The 19202-nt window shown below is 72.2% G+C and carries 23 protein-coding genes; 15 read left to right on the top strand and 8 right to left on the bottom strand.

What is annotated here, in order from left to right:
- Positions 1–79: 79 nt before the first annotated feature.
- The 5 genes from AKI01S_RS53390 to AKI01S_RS13640 all read left to right on the top strand — a co-directional run bounded on the left by AKI01S_RS53390 (position 80) and on the right by AKI01S_RS13640 (position 3636).
- Positions 80–766 (top strand): MarR family winged helix-turn-helix transcriptional regulator, encoded by a 687-nt coding sequence (locus AKI01S_RS53390; RefSeq protein WP_245681612.1) that lies wholly within the window; start codon positions 80–82, stop codon positions 764–766.
- A 127-nt stretch (positions 767–893) separates the two neighbouring features.
- Positions 894–1319 (top strand): hypothetical protein, encoded by a 426-nt coding sequence (locus AKI01S_RS13655; RefSeq protein ID WP_067816077.1) that lies wholly within the window; start codon positions 894–896, stop codon positions 1317–1319.
- 125 nt (positions 1320–1444) lie between these two features.
- Positions 1445–2272: an endo alpha-1,4 polygalactosaminidase gene (locus AKI01S_RS13650; protein ID WP_067816074.1), complete on the top strand. Its 828-nt coding sequence runs from the start codon at positions 1445–1447 to the stop codon at positions 2270–2272.
- Between the two features lie 136 nt (positions 2273–2408).
- Entirely contained in the window at positions 2409–3071 is a 663-nt protein-coding gene (locus tag AKI01S_RS13645) for a class I SAM-dependent methyltransferase (protein WP_083999513.1), read from the top strand.
- A gap of 121 nt (positions 3072–3192) precedes the next feature.
- Entirely contained in the window at positions 3193–3636 is a 444-nt protein-coding gene (locus AKI01S_RS13640) for a hypothetical protein (RefSeq protein WP_067816068.1), read from the top strand.
- 33 nt (positions 3637–3669) lie between these two features.
- On the opposite strand, the gene AKI01S_RS13635 is transcribed toward AKI01S_RS13640, so the two are convergent.
- The 5 genes from AKI01S_RS13635 to AKI01S_RS13615 all read right to left on the bottom strand — a co-directional run bounded on the left by AKI01S_RS13635 (position 3670) and on the right by AKI01S_RS13615 (position 7818).
- Positions 3670–4128 carry a hypothetical protein gene (locus AKI01S_RS13635; RefSeq protein ID WP_067816065.1) on the bottom strand — a complete coding sequence of 153 codons (459 nt, stop codon included), beginning with the start codon at positions 4126–4128 and terminating at the stop codon, positions 3670–3672.
- 36 nt (positions 4129–4164) lie between these two features.
- A complete protein-coding gene (locus tag AKI01S_RS13630) occupies positions 4165–4698 on the bottom strand; it encodes a hypothetical protein (RefSeq protein WP_067816063.1) in 534 nt (177 codons plus the stop codon).
- A 370-nt stretch (positions 4699–5068) separates the two neighbouring features.
- Entirely contained in the window at positions 5069–5743 is a 675-nt protein-coding gene (locus AKI01S_RS50475; protein WP_067816060.1) for an alpha/beta fold hydrolase, read from the bottom strand.
- Positions 5744–5788: 45 nt separating this feature from the next.
- A complete protein-coding gene (locus AKI01S_RS50470) occupies positions 5789–6976 on the bottom strand; it encodes a YbfB/YjiJ family MFS transporter (protein ID WP_157419824.1) in 1188 nt (395 codons plus the stop codon).
- A complete protein-coding gene (locus AKI01S_RS13615; RefSeq protein ID WP_067816057.1) occupies positions 6973–7818 on the bottom strand; it encodes an alpha/beta hydrolase family protein in 846 nt (281 codons plus the stop codon). The genes AKI01S_RS50470 and AKI01S_RS13615 overlap by 4 nt, the downstream gene beginning before the upstream one ends.
- A gap of 79 nt (positions 7819–7897) precedes the next feature.
- Between AKI01S_RS13615 and AKI01S_RS13610 the strand changes: the two genes are divergently transcribed.
- Positions 7898–8497: a TetR/AcrR family transcriptional regulator gene (locus AKI01S_RS13610; protein WP_067816055.1), complete on the top strand. Its 600-nt coding sequence runs from the start codon at positions 7898–7900 to the stop codon at positions 8495–8497.
- Between the two features lie 67 nt (positions 8498–8564).
- On the opposite strand, the gene AKI01S_RS13605 is transcribed toward AKI01S_RS13610, so the two are convergent.
- Complete coding sequence (locus AKI01S_RS13605) at positions 8565–9227, bottom strand: sulfotransferase family protein (RefSeq protein ID WP_245681613.1); 663 nt, start codon at positions 9225–9227, stop codon at positions 8565–8567.
- A 142-nt stretch (positions 9228–9369) separates the two neighbouring features.
- Here AKI01S_RS13605 and AKI01S_RS13600 point away from each other — a divergent pair, with 142 nt between their 5' ends.
- Complete coding sequence (locus AKI01S_RS13600) at positions 9370–10221, top strand: SAM-dependent methyltransferase (RefSeq protein WP_067816050.1); 852 nt, start codon at positions 9370–9372, stop codon at positions 10219–10221.
- A gap of 7 nt (positions 10222–10228) precedes the next feature.
- Here the strand turns inward: AKI01S_RS13600 and AKI01S_RS13595 are convergent, their stop codons facing one another.
- On the bottom strand, positions 10229–10885 hold the full coding sequence (locus tag AKI01S_RS13595) for a TetR/AcrR family transcriptional regulator (RefSeq protein ID WP_067816047.1): 657 nt from the start codon (positions 10883–10885) through the stop codon (positions 10229–10231).
- Positions 10886–10953: 68 nt separating this feature from the next.
- Here AKI01S_RS13595 and AKI01S_RS13590 point away from each other — a divergent pair, with 68 nt between their 5' ends.
- The 7 genes from AKI01S_RS13590 to AKI01S_RS13560 all read left to right on the top strand — a co-directional run bounded on the left by AKI01S_RS13590 (position 10954) and on the right by AKI01S_RS13560 (position 16001).
- Entirely contained in the window at positions 10954–11958 is a 1005-nt protein-coding gene (locus tag AKI01S_RS13590) for a serine/threonine dehydratase (protein ID WP_245681611.1), read from the top strand.
- A 333-nt stretch (positions 11959–12291) separates the two neighbouring features.
- Positions 12292–12702, top strand: coding sequence for an RNHCP domain-containing protein (locus AKI01S_RS13585; protein WP_157419823.1), 411 nt, complete (start codon positions 12292–12294; stop codon positions 12700–12702).
- Positions 12703–12730: 28 nt separating this feature from the next.
- Positions 12731–13147: an RNHCP domain-containing protein gene (locus AKI01S_RS13580; protein ID WP_083999511.1), complete on the top strand. Its 417-nt coding sequence runs from the start codon at positions 12731–12733 to the stop codon at positions 13145–13147.
- Between the two features lie 150 nt (positions 13148–13297).
- Positions 13298–14131, top strand: a complete 834-nt coding sequence (locus AKI01S_RS13575) for a phosphotransferase enzyme family protein (protein WP_067816042.1) — start codon at positions 13298–13300, stop codon at positions 14129–14131.
- A gap of 384 nt (positions 14132–14515) precedes the next feature.
- Positions 14516–14770, top strand: coding sequence for a hypothetical protein (locus AKI01S_RS13570; RefSeq protein WP_067816039.1), 255 nt, complete (start codon positions 14516–14518; stop codon positions 14768–14770).
- A 407-nt stretch (positions 14771–15177) separates the two neighbouring features.
- Entirely contained in the window at positions 15178–15372 is a 195-nt protein-coding gene (locus tag AKI01S_RS13565) for a hypothetical protein (RefSeq protein WP_067816036.1), read from the top strand.
- Positions 15372–16001 carry a sigma-70 family RNA polymerase sigma factor gene (locus AKI01S_RS13560; RefSeq protein WP_169813956.1) on the top strand — a complete coding sequence of 210 codons (630 nt, stop codon included), beginning with the start codon at positions 15372–15374 and terminating at the stop codon, positions 15999–16001. Before AKI01S_RS13565 ends, AKI01S_RS13560 begins: the two co-directional genes overlap by 1 nt.
- Before the next feature lie 415 nt (positions 16002–16416).
- Here AKI01S_RS13560 and AKI01S_RS13555 read toward each other — a convergent pair whose 3' ends face one another.
- A complete protein-coding gene (locus tag AKI01S_RS13555; RefSeq protein WP_067816033.1) occupies positions 16417–17076 on the bottom strand; it encodes a TetR/AcrR family transcriptional regulator in 660 nt (219 codons plus the stop codon).
- 108 nt (positions 17077–17184) lie between these two features.
- Here AKI01S_RS13555 and AKI01S_RS13550 point away from each other — a divergent pair, with 108 nt between their 5' ends.
- Positions 17185–19050 (top strand): cellulase family glycosylhydrolase, encoded by a 1866-nt coding sequence (locus AKI01S_RS13550; protein WP_067816028.1) that lies wholly within the window; start codon positions 17185–17187, stop codon positions 19048–19050.
- The last annotated feature ends 152 nt before the right edge of the window (positions 19051–19202 follow it).

The following is a 19202-nucleotide window of genomic DNA, read 5'->3' as shown; positions in this document are numbered from 1 at the left end:
GACCGGCTCCGGTCTTTCCGGCACTCGCGGGTCCCGTTGTGCGAAACGGGGATAGATGTGTTTCGCATGGACTCGCGCCATGAGCGCAGCGTTGGAAGCGGCCATCAACGAGTGGCACGCGAGCGTGAACGATGGTGACCTGGAGCGGTCGGCGAAGGCGGTCGCCGATCCGATCGTCATCCTGGGCCCGGTCACGCCCGAGCGGTTCGCGGGCTGGGCGGAGCGCTCAGGGATCAGGCTGGTGCCCCGACCCCGGCGTCCGGTCGGTGGGCGAGGCTTCCACCCGCGTGGCCACGGTGTTCCGGGTGACCGGTGCGAAGGCGTCCGTCGCCCTCCGGCTGCCCGACCTCAGAGCGGGGCGGGACCGGGCCGGCTCCTGTTCGCGTTCGTCCGGCACTGGTCGCGCAGGGCGTCGGCCGCAGACCACGACGTCGCCGAGCGGGGGCGGCTCGTCCTGGTCACCGAGGCCGTGCACTCCCTGACCCAACGCGGGATCGCCGCGACGGTCAACGCCGTCGCCCACGAGATCGGAATCGACCAGAGCGGGGCGTCCCGCCTGGTCAAGAGCGCGACGGACGGTCGCCGACGCCAGATGACGGTCACCCCGTCCGGGTGGGCGATGTTGGAGCGCGCGCATGACCGGCAGGAGCAGGTCTTCGACCGGCTGACCGAAGGCTGGAGCGAGCAGCGGCGCCTCGATTTCCAGCGGGCGATGGCCGACCTGATCGGCCGGTCCTACGCCCTGACGCACGACCCGCGCCGCTGAGCCGGAGAGCCGACGGGCATCCGCCGCCGCGGGCGCGCTCTTCGCCCGGTGTGGGACACCCGCGTGCCGCACCACTCACACTCGCGGGGGAGCGGGCGACGTCTTTCGGTGACGGCGGGCGGCCCGGATGGACTCGGTGTCAGGCATCGCCTTCTACGCGGCGGCATTACCGCTGGTCGCCGCCCTGGCCGCCGACCAGGAACTGTTCGCCGCCTACCAGCGCGCCAACCGCGATCGCGGCTCCGGCCCGCACGTGGCGCTGGACGACATCGCCCGCTACCTGAGGGAGTGCCGGAAGGCCGGAGAGCTGCCGCCGGGGGCCGAGCCGCACACGCTCGCGCTCACCCTGTGCGGCACCGCCCAGTTCGAGGCCTACACCGAATACCTGGCCGGTCCCGACGCGCTGCCGGGCGGCCGCGCCGACCGTCTCGCCGCCGCGGCCGACCTGATGCTCTCCACCGGGGGCGTTCCCGCCGCCACTTCCTTCACATGTCCGCCGCCGGGCAAGGCGGGGCGTCGGGCCCACACCCAGCCTCTTCTGCGTTTCACGTGATCCGCGAACGGACCGTCGAGACGACGATTCTGTTCGGGGTGTTCCCCTTGTCCGCCCCCCTTGCGGGTCGGAAGATGCCGGAAAACCTCCTCTCGTTCCCGGCGAACCGGGCAGGATGGGGCGATGTGAAGATCTTTTTGGCGGGCTGGCTCGGCGCGGTGGCGCTGACGGCCGTGGCATGCAGCGCGAACGTGACGGCACTCCCGTCCAACGGGCGGGCGCCCGCGGGGCAGCAGGCCCAGGCGGGGTCGTGGTGGCGTCCGAAGGCCGGGGTGTCGTGGCAGTGGCAGCTCAGCGGGAAGGTCGACACGTCCGTTCGCGCCGCCGTGTACGACGTGGACCTGTTCGAGACCTCCGCCAAGACCGTCGCCACGCTGCACCGGGCGGGGCGGAAGGTCATCTGCTACACCGCGATCGGGTCGGCCGAGACGTGGCGGCCGGACTTCAAGCGGTTCCCCAAGAACGTCCTCGGCAAGAAGGTGCAGGGCTGGGAGGACGAGCGCTGGGTCGACATCCGGCGGATCGACGTCGTGCGGCCGGTCTGGGCGGCGCGGCTGGACCAGTGCAAGAAGAAGGGGTTCGACGGGGTCGAGCCCGACTGGATGGACGGCTACAAGCACGACACCGGGTTCCCGCTGACCGCCGCGCACCAGCTGGCGTTCAACCGGATGCTGGCCGAGGAGGCGCACAGGCGCGGGCTGGCCATCGGGCTGAAGAACGACCTGGACCAGATCCCCCAGCTGGTGGGCGTCATGGACTTCGCGGTGAACGAGCAGTGCGCGCAGTACGACGAGTGCGACGCGCTGAAGCCGTTCATCAAAGCGGGCAAGCCGGTGTTCCACGCCGAGTACGAGCTGCCGCTGAAGAAGTTCTGCGCGCGCACCAAGCGTCTCGGACTCAGCTCCATCCGCAAGGCGCTCGACCTCCCGGCGGCCCGGCAGGCGTGCCCCTAGGCGCATCCGTGGGGGAGAGGCCCGGTTCCACCCGCCGGGACCTCTGCCGTCCTGCGGGAGCGCCGTCGGCCTGGACAGGGCCTCCCGGATCGCTGAGCATGAGCGTTCCGGCACACGCGCGGGGACGGTGAGGGACATGCACGGCACCGGGCCGGGGGAGATCGCTCCCGACGGATCGGCGGTCGAGTACTACGCCGCGGTTCCGCCCGACGAGGAGAGCGCGGCGCTCGTGCACGGGGCGGTGGGGCCGGGCGGGACGATCCTGGAGCTCGGCGCGGGCGCCGGCCGGGTCACCCACCCGCTGCTGGCCCTCGGGCATCCGGTGGTGGCGGTGGACGCGTCGGCCGGGATGCTGGCGCGGATCAGCGGCGCGGAGACGGTGTGCTCGCCCATCCAGGACCTGGACCTGGGGCGCGCGTTCGACGGGGTGCTGCTGATGTCGTACATCATCGAGTACGGCGGGGAGCGGCGGCCGCTGCTGGACGCGTGCCGGCGGCACGTCGCACCGGACGGCGTCGTCATCGTGCAGCGGCAGCCGCCCGCGTTCCACCGGGACGCGGGTCCGCGCGAGTGGTCGAGCGGCGGGGGACGGTTCCGGATGTACGACGTCGTGCGCCACAGCGAGGACGTCGTGTCCGCCACGATCGAGTACCGCCTGGACGGCCGCCGGTGGACGCATTCGTTCACGTCCCGCCGGTTCGGCGACGAGGAGCTGCCCGCCGTCCTGGGGGAGTCCGGACTGGCGCTGGACCGCTTCCTCGACGAGGAGGGCGGCTGGATCCTGGCACGCCCCGTGTGAGCGGTGCCCGGCCCGCCTCCCGAGTTCCCAGGGGTTGCCGAGTACGTCTCCCCGCGATGGCCCGGGAGGGGTTCTGTTAGGGTCCGACCCCGATGACCGCTATCTGCCCCCTGGAGCCGACGTGACCTCCAAGACCGCGATCGTGGCGGCCCTCGGCGCCCTCCTCCTCGGCTCGGCGGCCTGCGGCGGTGGCGAGGACGGGCCCAAGGGCGGCCCGGCCGCGCCGTCGACGAGCGCGTCCGCGCCGGGGACGGCCGCCGCGACGGCGCCGCCGACGACCACGGCGACCACCGGCACCTCCACCGCCTCGCCCCGGCCCAGGCCCACCAAGCCGGAGATCAGCGACAGCCGGGAGATCGTGATGATCGATCCGGAGGGCAAGCGCTACACGTTCCGCACCATGGTCGAGATGGCCGCGGGCATGCGCGCGACCATGGGCGACGACCCGCCCCCGAACTTCTGCGCCACGTCCTACGAGCAGGGCGTCAAGGAGGGCGGGAAGTTCCCCGCCGGCCGCCGGGCCTTCATGGCGGCCTGCCAGGAGGGCTGGCGCAAGGCGTCCTGAACGCCGGGCCGCGCACCGGCCTCCGGCACCGCCTCACCCGACCGGATCCCACCGGACCCACTGGTCGATGCCGTCGAACCGGTAGCGCTCGTCACCGTCGTCGAACCGCCATCTGGCCATGAGCCGTCGCGCGTCCGCCGGCGCCCGGCGGTGGGGCGCCAGCAGCGATTCCAGTTCGTCGTACCGCGCGTCGACGCCTCCGGTGCCCGGGTGGCTGTCGTGGTCGGCCTCTCCCGCCTCATGACGGCGCAGCCATCTGATGTAGATCGACCACTGCTCGCGTTCCATCGCCACCGCCTCCTCGCCCGCGGGCCAGACGGCGTAGGGGTCCTCAAGGGCGTCGAAGCCCAGGCGTTCGAAGTAGTGCGGCACACCGTCGACATCGGCGAGACCCTTGAACGGCCCGTCGTTCCGGTCGAGCTCGACGTGCACGCGTCCGAAGCCGTCGGCGATCAGGGTTCGTTCGTCGTATCCACCCGGCTTGTCGTCCATGACGGCAGGCTACCGACGACCGGTTCCCCCGCCGTGTCACTCGGCGGTGCCGCGAGGGGAGTCGGCGGTGAGCTCGCGGATGGTCTCCCGCCAGGTGGTGTCGACCTTGACGACCGTGTCGCCGGGCAGCCGGGCGCTGGACGCGTCCTGGACCCACCGCGCGACCTCGTCCAGGGTCATGCCCTGCTTGCGGTCGGCCGCCACGGCCCTGACGGTCTGCTCATCGGAGCCGGAGGCGTCGTCCGTCCTCTTCTCGGTGCCCCGGCCGCGCATGTCCTCGTATATGGAGTAGGTGCCGGCCCCGGCCGCGACGACCACCAGCACCCTGATCACGGTCCACAGCCAGTCGGGCATGTCGACGTCGGGCAGCACCGCCAGGACGTCGTGGCCCAGGAGGTCCAGCGCGATCAGGAGCACGGCGACGAGGAGCGGCGGCACCCAGTAGAGGAGGAGCGTCCTGCCGACCGCGGCCCGCCGGGACCGCCGGGGCCCGCGGTCCTCCGTCCTCGGGTCGGGCGCCGGACCGTGCCCGTTCTGGTCGACGGGCCGGTCCTTGTCGAGTTCGGCCATTTCGCGGTGGTCCCTTCTGCCGCGCAGCGGTGGGCCGGACCCGGTGGGCTCCGTGATGCCGTCGTCCCCGGATCGCCCGGCCCGATGGTCATGTGTGGAGGGCGGGGAGCCGGGGGCGCTGTTCTTCCCGCCGGCCCGCTTCCCGCGCGTCCGAGATGACCGCCGTACGCCGACCGCCGAATCGGTCGGGACCCGTCCGTGGCCACCCTCTTCTTCGGTGAGATGGCGGCCGATGGGGAACGGTTCATGATCTGGGACGTCGATTCGGCGAACGGGTCCGGGGCGTGGTCGTGCCCGGACGCGCGGGTGACGGACGTCCACTTAGTGATCTACAACGTAAAGGAAGCGGGCCGGGGATCCCGACCCATGATCAACGGGGTTCGGCGACCTCCAGCAGGATCCGGGCCAGGTCCTGGGGCGCGTCGCGCATGAGGTTGTGGCCTCCGGCCAGGGCGTGCGTGCTCCAGGCGGGGTTCTCTCGCAGCCGCTGGTAGACGGAGGTGAACGGGGACGGGCCGTCCCATCCCGTCGCGTACACGTAGACCCTGCGCCGGAGGTGCGAGAGGTCGCCCGTCAGCCGGAGCGGCTGGAGCAGCGAGGCGAGCGGATGAGGGGTGGCGCGCGGGTCGAAGAACGGCAGCGGCCGTACCGCGTAGCCGGTGTCCACCACGTCGGTGTACCACTTCCGCTCCTGTTCCGTGACCAGGATCCAGCAGGAGTCGCCGTGCTGGGGCACGACGGCGTCCAGGTACACCAGGGAGGCGACGCGGTCGGGCGCGCGGTCGGCGGCGCCGGTGATCACCATGCCTCCGTAGCTGTGGCCGACCAGCACCGCGTCGCGTAGGTTCTCCGCCTCCAGCACGGCGGTGACGTCCTGGATGTGGGTGTCGAGGTTGACCGCGCCGGGCAGCAGGTGGCTGCGTTCGCTGAGTCCAGTGAGCGTCAGCGGGTGGACGGTGTGGCCTTGGGCGCGCAACCGCCCGCTGAGCTCCTCGAAGCACCAGCCGCCGTGGCACATCCCGGGGATGAGCACGAAGTTCGCCATCGTTCGTCTTCCTGTTCTCTTCGGTCGTTGTCCGGGGGAGGGGGGTCATGGCCGCCGTGGTGCGGGGCGCTCGCGGTGTCCGGCGGCGATCAGGGCCGCCGCGAGGCACAGGATCGCGGTCCAGGCGAGGGCGGCCTCGGTGGAGGTGCGGTCGGCGACCAGGCCCGCGATCCAGGGCCCGGCCGTCTGCCCGGCGGCGAACACCGTGGTGAACGCCGCCAGCGTGGCGGTCCAGTCGGCGGGGGCGGTGCGGGTCTTGATGAGGGCGGTGACGGCGGCGGGGACGCCCATGAACGTCGCCCCGTAGACCAGCGCGGACAGCAGGATGACCGGCGGCGTGGGCGCGGCCAGCGCCAGCGCTGATCCACCGCCCAGGACGGCGAGCAGGGTCGTGAGGGCCCGCGTGCCGGGCCATCGGGCGGTCGGCCGGCTCCACAGCGCGGGCGCCGCCATGACCGCGAGGCCCAGCACCGTCCAGGTGAGCACCACCTGCCCGAGGGAGGCGTTCCGGTAGGCCAGGTAGGCGGACAGGAACGTGATGTAGGTGATGTACCCGGTGGCGAACAGCAGGTAGGCGAGGGCCGGTCTCCACAGGGGCCGCATCCGGGCGCGGCCGGGGCCCGCGTCCCGCGCGTCGTCCTCGGTGCTCGCCGCGGTCCAGCTCACCGCGGTCGCCAGCGCGGCGGCGACGGCCAGGCCGAGCCAGGCCGGGCGCCAGTGCTCGCCCAGCGCCGGGATGGCCGCGCCGCTGAGCACGATTCCCAGCCCCGTCCCGGCGAAGTACACGGTGATGGGCAGGCCGGAGCCGGCGCGGGCGGCGATACGCGAGGCGATCACCCCGCCGCTGACGAACACGACCGCTCCGGTCGCCCCGGCGAGGACCCGCGCGGCCAGCAGCGCCGCGTAGGCGTCGCTGACGACGGTGGCGGCCAGCGACACGGCCGTGAGCACCATCCCCGCGCGGAAGGCGGTGGCGGTGCCCCGGCGGCGGACGATCGCCGCGGTCGCCAGCGCGCCGAGCAGGTAGCCGAGCCCGTTGGCCGTGCCCATCCCGCCGGCCTCGGCCAGCGTCCAGCGCAGGTCCTCCTGCATGGCGGGCAGGAGCAGGCCGTAGGCGAAGCGGGAGATCCCCAGGGCCGACGCGGTTCCCAGGGCGAGCCGGACAGCCGTCCAGTGGTGCCCCGACGCGTGGCGGGACGGGGGGTTGACGGTCCCGGCGGGGGAGGGGCTCACCGGGGGGCGCCCTTCAGGTGCCGGTCGAGGAAGTCGATCACCGTGCGGGCCAGGGCGACCCGGTGGTCGGACAGGGCGTGGTCGGTGTCGAGGACATGGTGTTCGAGACCCGGGACGGGGTGGGCGCGGTAGGACTCCACCAGGGGCCGGTGGTGGGTGTCGGCGGGGGTGACCGGGTCGCGGCCGGTGCCGACCAGCAGCACGGGACGGGTGGCCAGCCGGGGCGCGAGGCGGGCCAGGCTCCACGAGTCCCCGGCCGCCTCCATCTCCGCGACCAGCGCCTGCGCGCTGGTGCCGTGCAGGGGGAGCAGCTCGCCCGCCCAGTCCTGGAGGTAGGCGGCCCGCACGGTCGGGTCGGCCCGGCAGGCGGCGGCGGCCGTCCCGAGGTCGAAACCGGCCACCGAGCCGACCGCGGTCACGCCGGGGTCGGAGGCCGCGGTCATCAGGGCGGCGAAACCGCCCAGGCTGTGGCCGACGACGGCCAGCCGGTCCGGGTCGAGGGCGTGGGCGCCGGCGGTCCCGGGCTCGCGCAGGCGGGCGACCACGTGGGCGGCGTCCTCCAGCACGTGCGCCCACGACCAGGAGCCGCCCATCCCCCAGGAGCCGCGGTAGTGGAACACCAGCGCCGCGTAGCCCGCCCGCCGCGCCGCCTGCGCGAGGTCGAAGTTGCGTTCGTGCCCCGGGAAGCCGTGCAGCAGGACCGCGACGGGGTGCGGGCCGGGGCCGGGCGGCAGGTGCAGGACGCCCAGCAGCGTCGTGCCCGCGCTCTGGAAGGTGACGGGCACCGTGCGGGCGGCGGGCCCTTCGGGGTGGACGGGATCGGTGGCGAGCGGGTCCGGCACAGCGTGCTCCTCAAGATAGAACCGACCGGTTCGATGTGAACGTTAGCAGTACATCGAACCACCCGGTACCATCTCCGGTATGCCCGTTCCCAAAGGCAGCAGCCTCGACCCCGACCGCACCCGGGCGACGATCCTCCGCACCGCGGAGGGGATCCTCTACGCGCGCGGGCTCGACGGCGTGGGCATAGCGGAGCTGTGCGCCGAGGCGGGCGTCTCCAAGGAGACGCTCTACCGCCACTTCGGGTCCAAGGACGGGCTCGTCCGCGCCGTCCTCGAAGCCCGCAGCGACCGCGTCACGCGCTGGCTGGCCCAGGCCGCCGCCGACGCGGGCGACGAGCCCGCGGCCCAGCTCGCCGCGGTCTTCGACGCCCTCGGCCGCTGGTACGGCGAGCCCGGCTTCCGCGGCTGCGCGATCGTCAACGCCGCCACCCAGCGCCACACCGTCCCGGCCAGCGGCATCGCCACCCGCCACCTCGGCCGCCACCTGGACCTGCTCACCGCGATCGCCGACCGGGCCGGGGCCGCGGACCCCGCCGCGCTGGGACGGCAGCTCCTCCTGCTCCTGGAGGGCGCGACCGTGGTCGCCGACCACCTCGCGGCCCCCGGGGCCGCCGGCGACGCCCGGGACGCGGCCCTCGCCCTCCTGGACGGCGCGGCCCGCACGGCGCACCGGGACTGACCACGGACGCCGCGTCAGGCGAGGGCGTCTCCGACCCCCGCACGAGCACGGGATCGAAGACGGCCGCTCACCGCTGGACCATGAGGCGCAACATCATGCGGCGGGCGGTCGCGTTGAAGGCGGCGGTGTCGTTGACGCGCGGGAACGGCTCGTCCGGAACGGGCACGTCGAGGAAGGCGCACAGCGGCTCCCACCCCTGCCGCACCTCGAAGACCAGCAGCCGTTCCGGCGGGATCGCGGCGACGACCTCCCGCGTGTGCCGCTCGAACGCCGCGACCAGCTCCTCGTCGGAGAGGCCGGGGAAGTCGCGGATCTCGGGCATCCGCGAGGTCATGTCGACGAACTTGGCCACGCCCGTGCCCAGCGTCCTCGACGCCCGGAGCATGAGCCGCATGGGAGCGGAGTCCTGGCGGGAGTGCTGGTCGAGGATGGTGGCGCGCATGCTGGCCACCCATCCCTCGGGGTCGCGGACGCTCAGCACGACCTTCGCGTCCGGATAGTGCTCGGCCGTCTCGCGCCAGTAGGCCGCCGACGGCCAGTCCACACACGACCGGTAGCCCGAGAACAGCGTCTCCCAGGGGACCGGTTCACCACGGGTCTTGGCGCGCCAGGCGTCGAGCTGGCCGGGCCGCCGCATCTCGCTCATGTGGTGGCACGGCCCGAACCCGAGCCTCTCAAGGGCGGCCTTGAGGGAGAGCGTGCCAGTCCGTCCGTATCCCGCACCGATCACATCCACGAGGCGACCGTCACATCCGGCGGCGGCGCGGTCAAGGAGGCGGGCGGCGTGGCCGGAAGCGGCTCCCGGCGAGCGCCGTTCCTTCTGTGGTGAAGTGTCGTGGCGGCCGGGGAGCTGTCAGACTCGGGGACCGCGAATGATCGTCCTGTGGGAAGGGTTCGGCGTGGACACCCCGAGCATCGTTTCGATCGACACCCAGCGTCCGCACCAGGCGCGGATCTGGAACCACTGGCTGGGCGGCAAGGAGAACTACCCCATCGACCGCTCGGTCGGCGACAAGGTGATGGAGGTGTTCCCCGAGATCGTCGACATCGCCCGGCACACCCGCGCCTTCCTGCTCCGCGTCACGCACTTCCTGGTCGCCGAGCAGGGGATCCGGCAGATCCTCGACATCGGCACCGGCCTGCCCACCGCCGACAACACCCACGAGGTCGCCCAGCGCATCGCCCCCGGGACCCGCGTGGTCTACGTCGACAACGACCCCCTGGTCCTCTCGCACGCCCGCGCGCTGCTGACCAGCACGGCCGAGGGCGCCACCGACTACGTCGACGCCGACGTGCGCGACCCCGCCACCATCCTGGAGCAGGCGGCCCGGACGCTCGACCTGGACCAGCCGGTCGCGCTGATGCTGCTGGGCGTCATGGGCAACGTCCCCGACGCCGACGACCCGCAGGGCATCGTCCGGACGCTGATGGCGGAGCTGGCCCCCGGAAGCTGGCTGGTGGTCAACGACGGCACCGACGTCCTGGAACGCGCGCAGGCGTCCCCGGCGGACGAGACCGGGCGCGCCGAGGCCATCCGCCTGTACGTCGAGGCGGGCGCGCTGCCCTACTTCGCCCGCACCCCCGAGTTCATCGCCGGTTACTTCGAAGGGCTCGACCTGGTCGAGCCGGGCGTGGTGTCCACCCCGCTGTGGCGGCCCGACCTGCCCGAGCTGGACCGGCCGCGCGAGGTCGACGCGTTCTGCGGCGTGGCGCGCAAGCCCTGACGGCGCCTCACCCGGAGGCGGCGCGCCGCGGGTCGGCGGCCCGGATGAGGGCGCGCAGGCCGTCGCGGTGGACCTCGTGGTCCGCCAGCGGCGGCAGCATCGCGTCGAGGTGCCCGGTCAGCGCGGGGAACCGGTCGGGGTCCAGGGCCGCCAGGGCGCGGCGGGAGGTCGCCATGGCGTCGCGCGGGTCGCGGTGGTCCACGAAGTCGGCCGCGCCCAGGGTGAACAGGTACATCTGCCGGTAGACGGCCATGGCGCGCTCCGGCGCCATGCCGACGGCGATGTTCGCCGCGACCTGCGGTTCGACGAGCCGCTCCAGCAGCGTCGGGCTGAGCCAGGGACGCGCGCCGCGCAGCGTGACGAGCCCGGGATGCCGCGCCAGCAGCTCGTACAGGCGGGTGAAACGCTCCTCGGTGCCCCGCGCCCAGTCGGTCCCGGGCGCGATGTCGGGCAGCCGGGCGGCGAGATGGTCGGTGCACAGGTCGATGAGCCCGTCCAGCGTCGAGCCGCACCGGCGGTGGATCGTCGTGTGGGAGACGCCCAGGCGCCGGGCCAGCGCCCGCAGGTTCAGGGCCTGCGGACCCTCCTCGTCGATGAGCGCCAGCGCCGCGCGCGCGATGGCCTGGGGCGTGGCCCGTTCCAGGGCGGCCGAGTGTCGGGGCATGGGAAACAGTGTAAGTTACGCTGTAACAGCGCCGGTCGCGTGACCGGCGGACGCGCGGGGAGGCGGACGTGACCTTCGTTCCTTCGGCCGGGGCGACCGTGGACCCGCTCGGCTACGCCGACATCCGTTCGGCCGCCGAACGGATCCGGGGCCGCGTGCGCCCCGTCGCCGTGGCGCCGATGGAGGACGGGCCTTTCGTCCGGACTCAGGGGAGCGGCCGGACCTGGCTGGCCCTGGAGTACATGCAGCACACCGGCAGCTTCAAGGCCCGGGGCGCGGTGAACTTCCTGCTCGCCCACGGCCGGGAGGGCGGCCTGCCCGAGGCCGGCGTCACCATCGCCTCCGGCGGGAACGCCGGCCTGGCCTGCGCCTGGGCGGCCGCGGCCCTCCGGGTGCGGGCCACGGTGTTCCTCCCGGCGAGCGCCCCCGCGGTGAAGGTCGCCCGGCTGAGGGCCTACGGCGCCGAGGTGCGGCTGGTGGAGGGGGAGTACGCGGACGCCGCGTCGGCCTGCGCCGCGTTCGCGCGCGAAAGCGGCGCGCTGACCAGCCACGCCTACGACGACCCCCACGTGGCGGCGGGAGCGGGAACGCTGCTGGACGAGATCCGGGACCAGCTCCCCGAACTGGACACGGTGCTGGTCGCCGTCGGCGGGGGCGGGCTGTTCGCCGGGGTCGCCACCGCCGCCCACCACCACGGCGTCCGCGCCGTCGCCGTCGAACCGGAGGGCTGCCGGGCGCTGCACGCCGCCCTGGAGGCCGGGGACGTGGTCGACGTCCCGGTGGACAGCGTCGCCGCCGACGCGCTCGGGGCGCGGCGCGCCACCCGCCTGGCCCTGCACGCCGCCCGGCGGGGCGACACGCGTTCGGTCCTGGTCCGGGACCACGACATCATCCGGGCCCGCCGGACCCTGTGGGAGGAACACCGCATCGTCACCGAACCGGGCGGAGCCACCGCCCTGGCCGCTCTGCTGAGCCCTGGAGACGGCGGCTACACCCCGCACCCCGACGAGAACATCGCGATCGTGCTCTGCGGCGCCAACACCGACCCCGCCACCCTCCTCGCCGAGGACTGACGCCCCGTCCAGGCGGTGCGCGGGCTCAGGAGCGCAACCCGGCCCGGCGGAAAAACCGTTGGTGCCCGCCCCGGCGGATGTCCTAGTGTCGACATCGCCCACCACGGGCGAACGTGACCACCCATGCGAACGGGCCGCCGCCCTAGAGAGAAGCTGGTTTATGACCTCGCCCGAGCCGAGCGCGCCTCGCCAAGCGTGATGCCGCCCGGCCCCGCCGACCTGTCGCCGTAGCGCTCCGCGAACGACGACGGCCCGGCGTCCCCAGGCCACCTTCCGAGGCCGCTCGGCCTCCTTCTGCAGCCATTTCTTCCGGTTCCAGCAAGGAGAACCCGAGTGTCCGACCACGATCTCGACGGCTCCCGTCACCGCAGGACCTCCACCGACCCGGCCCGCACCGGCGCGATCCCGCGCGCCGGCACCTTCGAGTGCCTGCGCTGCGGCCTGACCGTGACCCGGCTCGGCCCGGACGGCGACGTCCGCAACCACTGCCCGAGCTGCCTGCACTCCCAGCACGTCGAGGACCACGTGCGCGGCGGCCCCGCCGAGTGCCGGGGGCGGATGTCCCCCATCGCCATCGCCGTGCTCCGCAACGACGACTGGATGGTCATCCACCGGTGCACGCGCTGCGACGAGCTGACCTCCAGCCCCGTCTGCCGCGACGACAACCAGCTCATCCTCATGCGCATGGCCGTCCGGCCGCTGGCCCAGCCCCCCTTCCCGCTCGAGGTGTTCGCGGATCTGTGATCCGGCGCGAACGGAAAGGAGGACCACCGTGCCACGACGCAGAACACCCGACGGCGGGCGACGCCCCCAGCGGCGCAAGTCCGTCCTGCACGGCCCCGGCGGGGAGGGCGGCGACGCGTTCCGGTGCGTCGGCTGCCGGCTCGAAGTGCCCCTGGCCGCACCGGGCACCGCGCACCGCAACCACTGCCCGCACTGCCTGACCAGCCGGCACGTCGACCGGCGCGTTCCGGGGGACCGGGCGGCGGACTGCGGCGGGCGGATGGCGGCGCTGAGCATGACGGTGCGTTCCAACGGCGAGTGGCTGCTCATCCACCAGTGCGTGACATGCGGTGAACTGAGCGCCAACCGCATCGCCGGGGACGACAACGCACTGGCCCTGATGCGCCTCGCGATGCGCCCACTGGCCGACGGCAAACTGCCGGTAAGGGCCCTGCTCACCCTGTGACACGACCCTGGCCGGGCCTCTCCCCAAGGAAGAGGCCCGGCCAGAACAACCCCAAACCCACCACAACGGTGAACGAGCGGCCCTTGAGGAGCCGGAGCGGAGCCGGGAACGTCGACGAGAAGCGAGCATCCGGAAGACGTGGGGAACGGCATGCACAGTGATCGAGCAGTGCCGGAGGAGGACTCGCTGGTGGGGGACGGGGTGACTCCGGGCATCGTCCGCGTCGCCGACACCGTCCGCCGACCGGTCAGACCCTTCACCGCCACGATCCACGCCTATCTCTCCCACCTTCACCAGGCAGGGTTCTCAGCCGTCCCCAAGCCTCTGGGGACCGATGAACGAGGCCGGGAAGTGCTGTCCTTCGTGCCGGGTGACGTGCCCCGCGAACCGCTCCCACCCGAGGCGACCGGGGAGGACGTCCTTGCCGCCCTGGCCCGTCTCATCCGGCGGCTCCACGACGCCGCGCAGGGCTGGACGCCACCCCACGACGCCGTCTGGGCCACGCTGCCCGGGACCGGGGACATCCCGCTGGTCGACACCGAAGCCGAACTGGTCGGCCACCGCGACTACTGCCCCGGCAACGTGGTCTTCCGCCACGGACTGCCCGCCGCCTTCATCGACTTCGACCTGGCCCGGCCGACCACCCGGGTCTATGACATCGCCAACGCCCTGTACTGGTGGGCACCACTGCTGCACCCCGAGGACCGAGCCCCTGCCCTGACCGAGGCCGACACCCCCCACCGCGTGGCGGTGTTCGCCGACGCCTACGGAATGTCCGACCGGCAGCGCCGCGAACTCGTCCCCCTGGCCAGACGAATGGTCCACCGCTTCCACCTGACCAGCCGCGCGGCGGCCGAGGCCGATCCGGTGTTCCGCCGCTTGTGGCGGCAAGGCGTCAAGGACCGCATGCCGCGCGCCGAAGCATGGCTGGCCGAGGAAGGCCCGACCATCGCGACCCGGCTCACGCGAACCTTCCCCGCTTGAGGAAGGACCTCGATGTCCACGTTGAAAAAGCTCTCGGCACCTCACACCGCCGTCCGCGCTGTCGGCCGTCACCACCGACCCCGCGCTCACACCAGACGGCAGCTGAGAATCCGGCCCAGCTGCACCTGCGAGATCAGCGCACCTCCCTCTGAGACGGCCTGACACAGACCGTCCCGAGGTTCGCGGCTCGGCCCGCCGCGGCTCGATCGGTTGCGTTGGCTGCGGGGCGAGGGCGCGGCTGGCGCTCACTCCGAAGCCGTCGCGCATCTGCGATGGTCTGGGGCTTTTTGTGGGTGACCTGTTTGAAGAAGATCGTTGGGGCGTGTACGGGGAGGTGGGGACGGGCAGGGCAGTGGGGGAGGAGAGCAGGTCGGGGGAGCTCTGATGAGTGAGATCAGCCACGATGAGACGAATCTGTCGAGTGACCAGGCGGCGGTGTTCCGGGCGGTGTCTCGACTGGAGAGCAGCGCGGAGGGGCCTGGCGGGCTGGGGCGGGTCGCCGCGGAGGCCGGCCTGGATGAGGCGCGTACCCGGGCGGCACTGGAGGCACTGACCGGCCCACTGGGACTGGTCGCCGTTGTGGAGAACGCGAACGCCACCGAACCCGGTCCTGTTTACCGGGTCCAGACGCTGCGTTGACGTCGGACAGCACTGTCGCACTCCACGGAGGGGTGGAGGAACGGCACAGTCCCGGAAGCGTTTGCCGGGCTGCCGCGTCAGCCGGTTGCCGACAGAGATGCGGCTGTGTACGGGCGACGTTCCTCGCCGGTTCGTGGCGCGGTCGAGGGTCGGCTGTAGGTATCGCGGAGCGGGGCGTGTCGAACGAGCGCGCCTGAAGGTATGGACCGCTTTCTGCCTGTGCCTACCGCTTCATCCGCTGCGACAAGCGTGGCTAAAGCGGGCAAAGCGCATTAAAGCAGGCGACCGAATCGAATATTTGCTCCCGGGACGCATGGATGCGTGTGCAGGGGTAGTAGCGATGGTCCGACCGTGAAAGGGGCCGCTCTATGGAACCTATCGCGACTGTTGGGAACAGGCCGCGTTCGTTGTCGCACGACTCGTTGGCCGACCTGTACGCCGGGCTACGCACCGAGTACGCGGCCCTGGTGGATCCGGGGCTGGTCGAACGGGTGCTGTACTCGGCCCGGCAGCACGCCGAGCAACTGCACATGCTGGACGACCTCTGGGCGATGGAGGTCACGGCCCGTACCTGTCTCGACGCCTATCTGGAGCGGACATGATGAAGCCGTCACCAGCCGAGCGCCGCACGCCGCGGCGGACCGAGGAACGACCCACCCTGAACGACCCGGCGCTGTCACGGAGGCAGACCCGCTTCGAACGCGAAGCGGTGCCCTACCTCAACCAGCTGTACGCGGCGGCGCTGCGGATGACCCGCAACCGCGCCGACGCCGAGGACCTGGTCCAGGACACCTACACCAAGGCGTTCACCTCGTTCCACCAGTTCAAGCAGGGCACCAACCTGCGGGCGTGGCTGTACCGCATCCTGACCAACAACTTCATCAACGGCTACCGCAGGCAGCAGCGGCAGCCCCTCCGGTCGGGGACCGACCAGGTGGAGGACTGGCAGCTCACCCGTGCCGAGGCCCACCTTCCCGGCGGGCTGAAGTCGGCGGAGTCCCAGGCGCTGGAACGCCTCCCCGACCCGAAGGTGAAGCAGGCGCTCAACGACCTGCCCGAGGAGTTCCGCCTCGCGGTCTACCTGTCGGACGTCGAAGGCTTCTCCTACAAGGAGATCGCGCGGATCCTGAACGTTCCCATCGGGACGGTGATGTCCCGGCTCCACCGGGGACGACGCCGACTGCGCGTCGCACTCGACGACTACGCACACCGCTACGCCTACGTGAGCTAGGGCACGGCCGGTGGCTCGATGTTGGGCTGCATGGCCAAGCGGGTGACGGTGGTGCGGTGGCAGGCGGCGGGTCCGCCCCTGGAGCAGAAGTTGGAGCGCGCAAGCAGGGTCCGCCACCTGCCGGGCGTACCGGCACATTGATTTGGCCGGTACGCAGGTCCGCTTTGGTTGCGTTGACCACGTTCCTCTACGCAAGGCGACCGTCGCCGAGTGGAAACATCCTCATGCCGCGGTCGCTTGCCAGGAAGAGCACGTCCGTATGTTCGACGGCGCGGTGACCGCCGCGGCGATCAGGAGGTGGTTCCTCGGCCTCGTCCAGGGACTGTCAGAAACAAGCTGATCCCGTCACCGCCGAACCACTCGGGACCCGGCCGAGCACCGGCCGTGTGTCCAACCCCTCGCTGCTGACCCGTGGCTATTCAGTGCCGTGCGGGTCGGCTGTCCGTGGAGCGGACGCAGCGGCCTGGTCGCAACGTATGCAGGGAGCAGGGCCGGTCGTGGGGGAGGTGATGAGCGCGGCGAGGGTGGCCGCGAACCGTTCGGGGGTGACCTCGGCCGGAGGGTGTCCGAAGAACTGGCGTGCCAGGTGGTAGCCGGTCAGCGCGGAGACCACGACGGTGAGCAGGGCGTGCGGGTCGGCGTGGTCGACGTGGGCGCGGAGGTCGTGCGTCAGATGTCCGGCCTCCTCGACGATGCCCTGGTCGAGGAGGATTCCGCCGATCCTGCTGGTGAGGTCGGGGAACTGGCCGTGTTCGCGGGCGAGCAGGTTGATGAGCGGCCTGATCTTGGCCATGTAGTCGAGCTGTTGCAGAAGCCGACGGGCGAGGGCGGCCTGCGGGTCTTCGACGGTTCCCCGTTCGAACTCCCGGCGGTACTGCTGGGCGCGCTCCAGCTCGCGTTCGATGGCGGCCCGGAAGACGTCCTCCTTGGAGCGGAAGTGCCGGTAGAAGCTGCCGCTGCCGGGGGAGAGCCCGGACTTCTCCTCGATGGCGGTGACGGTCGTGCCGGTGAAGCCCACCTGCTGGATGAGCTCCAGGGCGGCGTCGAGGATACGCGCGCGCGTCGAGGGTGCCACGCCTGCAAGATAGCCCTTGCTTCCGCAAGAACCTTCTTGCATCCTTCTCTGCAAGAAGGTTCTTGCAGGCGCGAGCTGGGACCCCGCCCCCACCCGAAGGGCCCGACCATGGCGCCAACGCCCTCGCTCCCCAAGCGATCCCTCTGCCTGACGGTCGCCGTCTCACTGGCCGCGACGGTCCTCACCGCCGCCCCGGCACACGCGCAGGGCGCGGTGACGGTGTCGCCCAAGCAGCAGAGCTGGGTGTTCCGGGACGCCCAGGGCCGGGAGGTGACGCTGCGCGGCTTCAACGTCTCGGGGAGCACCAAGCTGTACGAGAGCGGCCTGCTGCCGTTCCGCGGCACGACCGACGCGGCCAGGTCCGCGCAGGCGATGCGGGACCTGACCGGCGCCAACGCGATCCGGTTCCTGATCAGCTGGGAGGGCGTGCAACCGGCCCCCGACAGGATCGACCACGCCTACCTCGACCGGGCGATCGCGCAGATCAGGGCCTTCACCGACCGGGGCATCCGCGTCCTGGTGGACTACCACCAGGACCTGTACTCCTACCACCTGTTCAACACGGGAAGCTGGTACACCGGCAACGGCGCTCCCCGCTGGGTGATCCAGGCCGGTGGCTATCCGCGGGAGTCGTGCGGGATCTGCATCCTGTGGGGCCAGAACATGCAGACCAACGCCGCCGTCCGCAAGGCCATGTACGACTTCTGGCGCGACCGGACCCTGCAGACCCCGGCCGGGCCGGTCGGCGTCCAGTCCGCCTACCTGGCGCAGGCCAGGTCGATGATGACCTACCTCAGGCAGCGGCTTCCCGCCGCGTCCTTCAACAACATCATCGGCCTCGACCCGTTCAACGAGCCGTTCGACGGCGGCCTGGACGGCAGGAGCGGCACGGAGTGGGAGAGCACCTACCTGATGCCGTTCTACCAGCGGATCCGCACCGTCATGGACGAGGCGGGCTGGACCGCCAAGCCCGCCTTCGTGGAGCCGCTGGTCTTCTGGAACACCGGCCTGTTCGAGGAGGGCGGGATGACCAGGGTCGGACGGCTGGGGACCCGCATGGTGTTCAACACCCACTTCTACGACGGGGCCCGCATCAGCGTGGACCCCTCGCCCGCCTCCGACGGAACCTACGACGCGGCGATGAACGAGATCCGGCAGCGCGCCAAGGACCTGGGCACCGCACCCATCGTCTCCGAGTTCGGGCACAAGCTGTCGGGCGGTGGGAGCGACCGCACCCCGTGGATGGTCCGCGCCATGTACCAGGCCGCGGACTACGGCGTCGCGGGCAAGAACTGGTGGAACGCCCCCGCGACCGGCGGTAACGTCCTGTCGGCCATCCAGTGGCAGTGGGACATCCACAGCGGCCGCCACCACGAGCCCATGAACGGCAACCCCGACAAGGTCCAGACCGAAGGCGACGCCTGGAACGGCGAGGACCACTCGGTGGCGGCCACCAACGACGCGGGCGCCGTCACCCTGCGCCTGGACCAGCGCGTCCTGGACCGGCTGTACCCCGCCGCGGTCAGCGGCGACACCCTGGCCTTCGCCTACGAGGACCTGGCCCGCTCCGGATACGGCGGCTCCGGCCAGCAGCAGGCCTGGCTGACGGTCCCCTCCTCCCTGCCGGGCGTGGCCGCCCTGACCGGCGGACGGCAGTACGGCGTGCTCGTGTGGCGAGGCTCGACCGGCAACGCCCCCACCGAACTGCACCTGCCGGCGGCCTTCGCCCCCGCGGCCACCACCGTCGTCAGCGACGTCGCTACGCTCAACGGCGTCCCCGCCTCCGGCCCCATCGCCGCCGCCACCGAGACCGGCTCCTCCACCGCCAAACGACTGCAGATCACCGCCGGCGACGGCCTGCACTTCGCGCTCGTCGTCAATACCGCGACCGGCGCACCGGTCACCGACGCCCAGCTCAACGCCACCCGCGCCGACCTCACCACCTGGATCGCCCAGAAGTTCCCGGCCAACTGACGTCCATCCCGATGCCGACGACCTGGACGGACGGGGGACGCCGAGCGCGTACCGCGTCCGTCCTCGGCGCGTGACCGGGCGTTCCCGACGGTCCGCGAGCGTTCACCATCGAGGGCAACGGCCCGGGGCTCCCGGCCGAGCCGATGCGTTCG

It is taken from the genome of Actinomadura kijaniata NBRC 14229, from assembly GCF_001552175.1.
GTDB classification, from domain to species: Bacteria; Actinomycetota; Actinomycetes; order Streptosporangiales; family Streptosporangiaceae; genus Spirillospora; species Spirillospora kijaniata.
This window is presented reverse-complemented; position numbering and strand designations above follow the sequence as displayed.

What these genes read in the sequence shown, in the direction of transcription:
- AKI01S_RS50475 (WP_067816060.1), bottom strand. Translation starts at nt 5,743, where the DNA reads ATGGCGAACTTCGTGCTCATCCCCGGGATGTGCCACGGCGGCTGGTGC.
- AKI01S_RS13610 (WP_067816055.1), top strand. Translation starts at nt 7,898, where the DNA reads ATGCCCGTTCCCAAAGGCAGCAGCCTCGACCCCGACCGCACCCGGGCG.
- AKI01S_RS53390 (WP_245681612.1), top strand. Translation starts at nt 80, where the DNA reads ATGAGCGCAGCGTTGGAAGCGGCCATCAACGAGTGGCACGCGAGCGTG.
- AKI01S_RS13630 (WP_067816063.1), bottom strand. Translation starts at nt 4,698, where the DNA reads ATGGCCGAACTCGACAAGGACCGGCCCGTCGACCAGAACGGGCACGGT.
- AKI01S_RS13595 (WP_067816047.1), bottom strand. Translation starts at nt 10,885, where the DNA reads ATGCCCCGACACTCGGCCGCCCTGGAACGGGCCACGCCCCAGGCCATC.
- AKI01S_RS13560 (WP_169813956.1), top strand. Translation starts at nt 15,372, where the DNA reads ATGAAGCCGTCACCAGCCGAGCGCCGCACGCCGCGGCGGACCGAGGAA.
- AKI01S_RS13655 (WP_067816077.1), top strand. Translation starts at nt 894, where the DNA reads ATGGACTCGGTGTCAGGCATCGCCTTCTACGCGGCGGCATTACCGCTG.
- AKI01S_RS13600 (WP_067816050.1), top strand. Translation starts at nt 9,370, where the DNA reads ATGATCGTCCTGTGGGAAGGGTTCGGCGTGGACACCCCGAGCATCGTT.
- AKI01S_RS13550 (WP_067816028.1), top strand. Translation starts at nt 17,185, where the DNA reads ATGGCGCCAACGCCCTCGCTCCCCAAGCGATCCCTCTGCCTGACGGTC.
- AKI01S_RS13635 (WP_067816065.1), bottom strand. Translation starts at nt 4,128, where the DNA reads ATGGACGACAAGCCGGGTGGATACGACGAACGAACCCTGATCGCCGAC.
- AKI01S_RS13645 (WP_083999513.1), top strand. Translation starts at nt 2,409, where the DNA reads ATGCACGGCACCGGGCCGGGGGAGATCGCTCCCGACGGATCGGCGGTC.
- AKI01S_RS13575 (WP_067816042.1), top strand. Translation starts at nt 13,298, where the DNA reads ATGCACAGTGATCGAGCAGTGCCGGAGGAGGACTCGCTGGTGGGGGAC.
- AKI01S_RS13570 (WP_067816039.1), top strand. Translation starts at nt 14,516, where the DNA reads ATGAGTGAGATCAGCCACGATGAGACGAATCTGTCGAGTGACCAGGCG.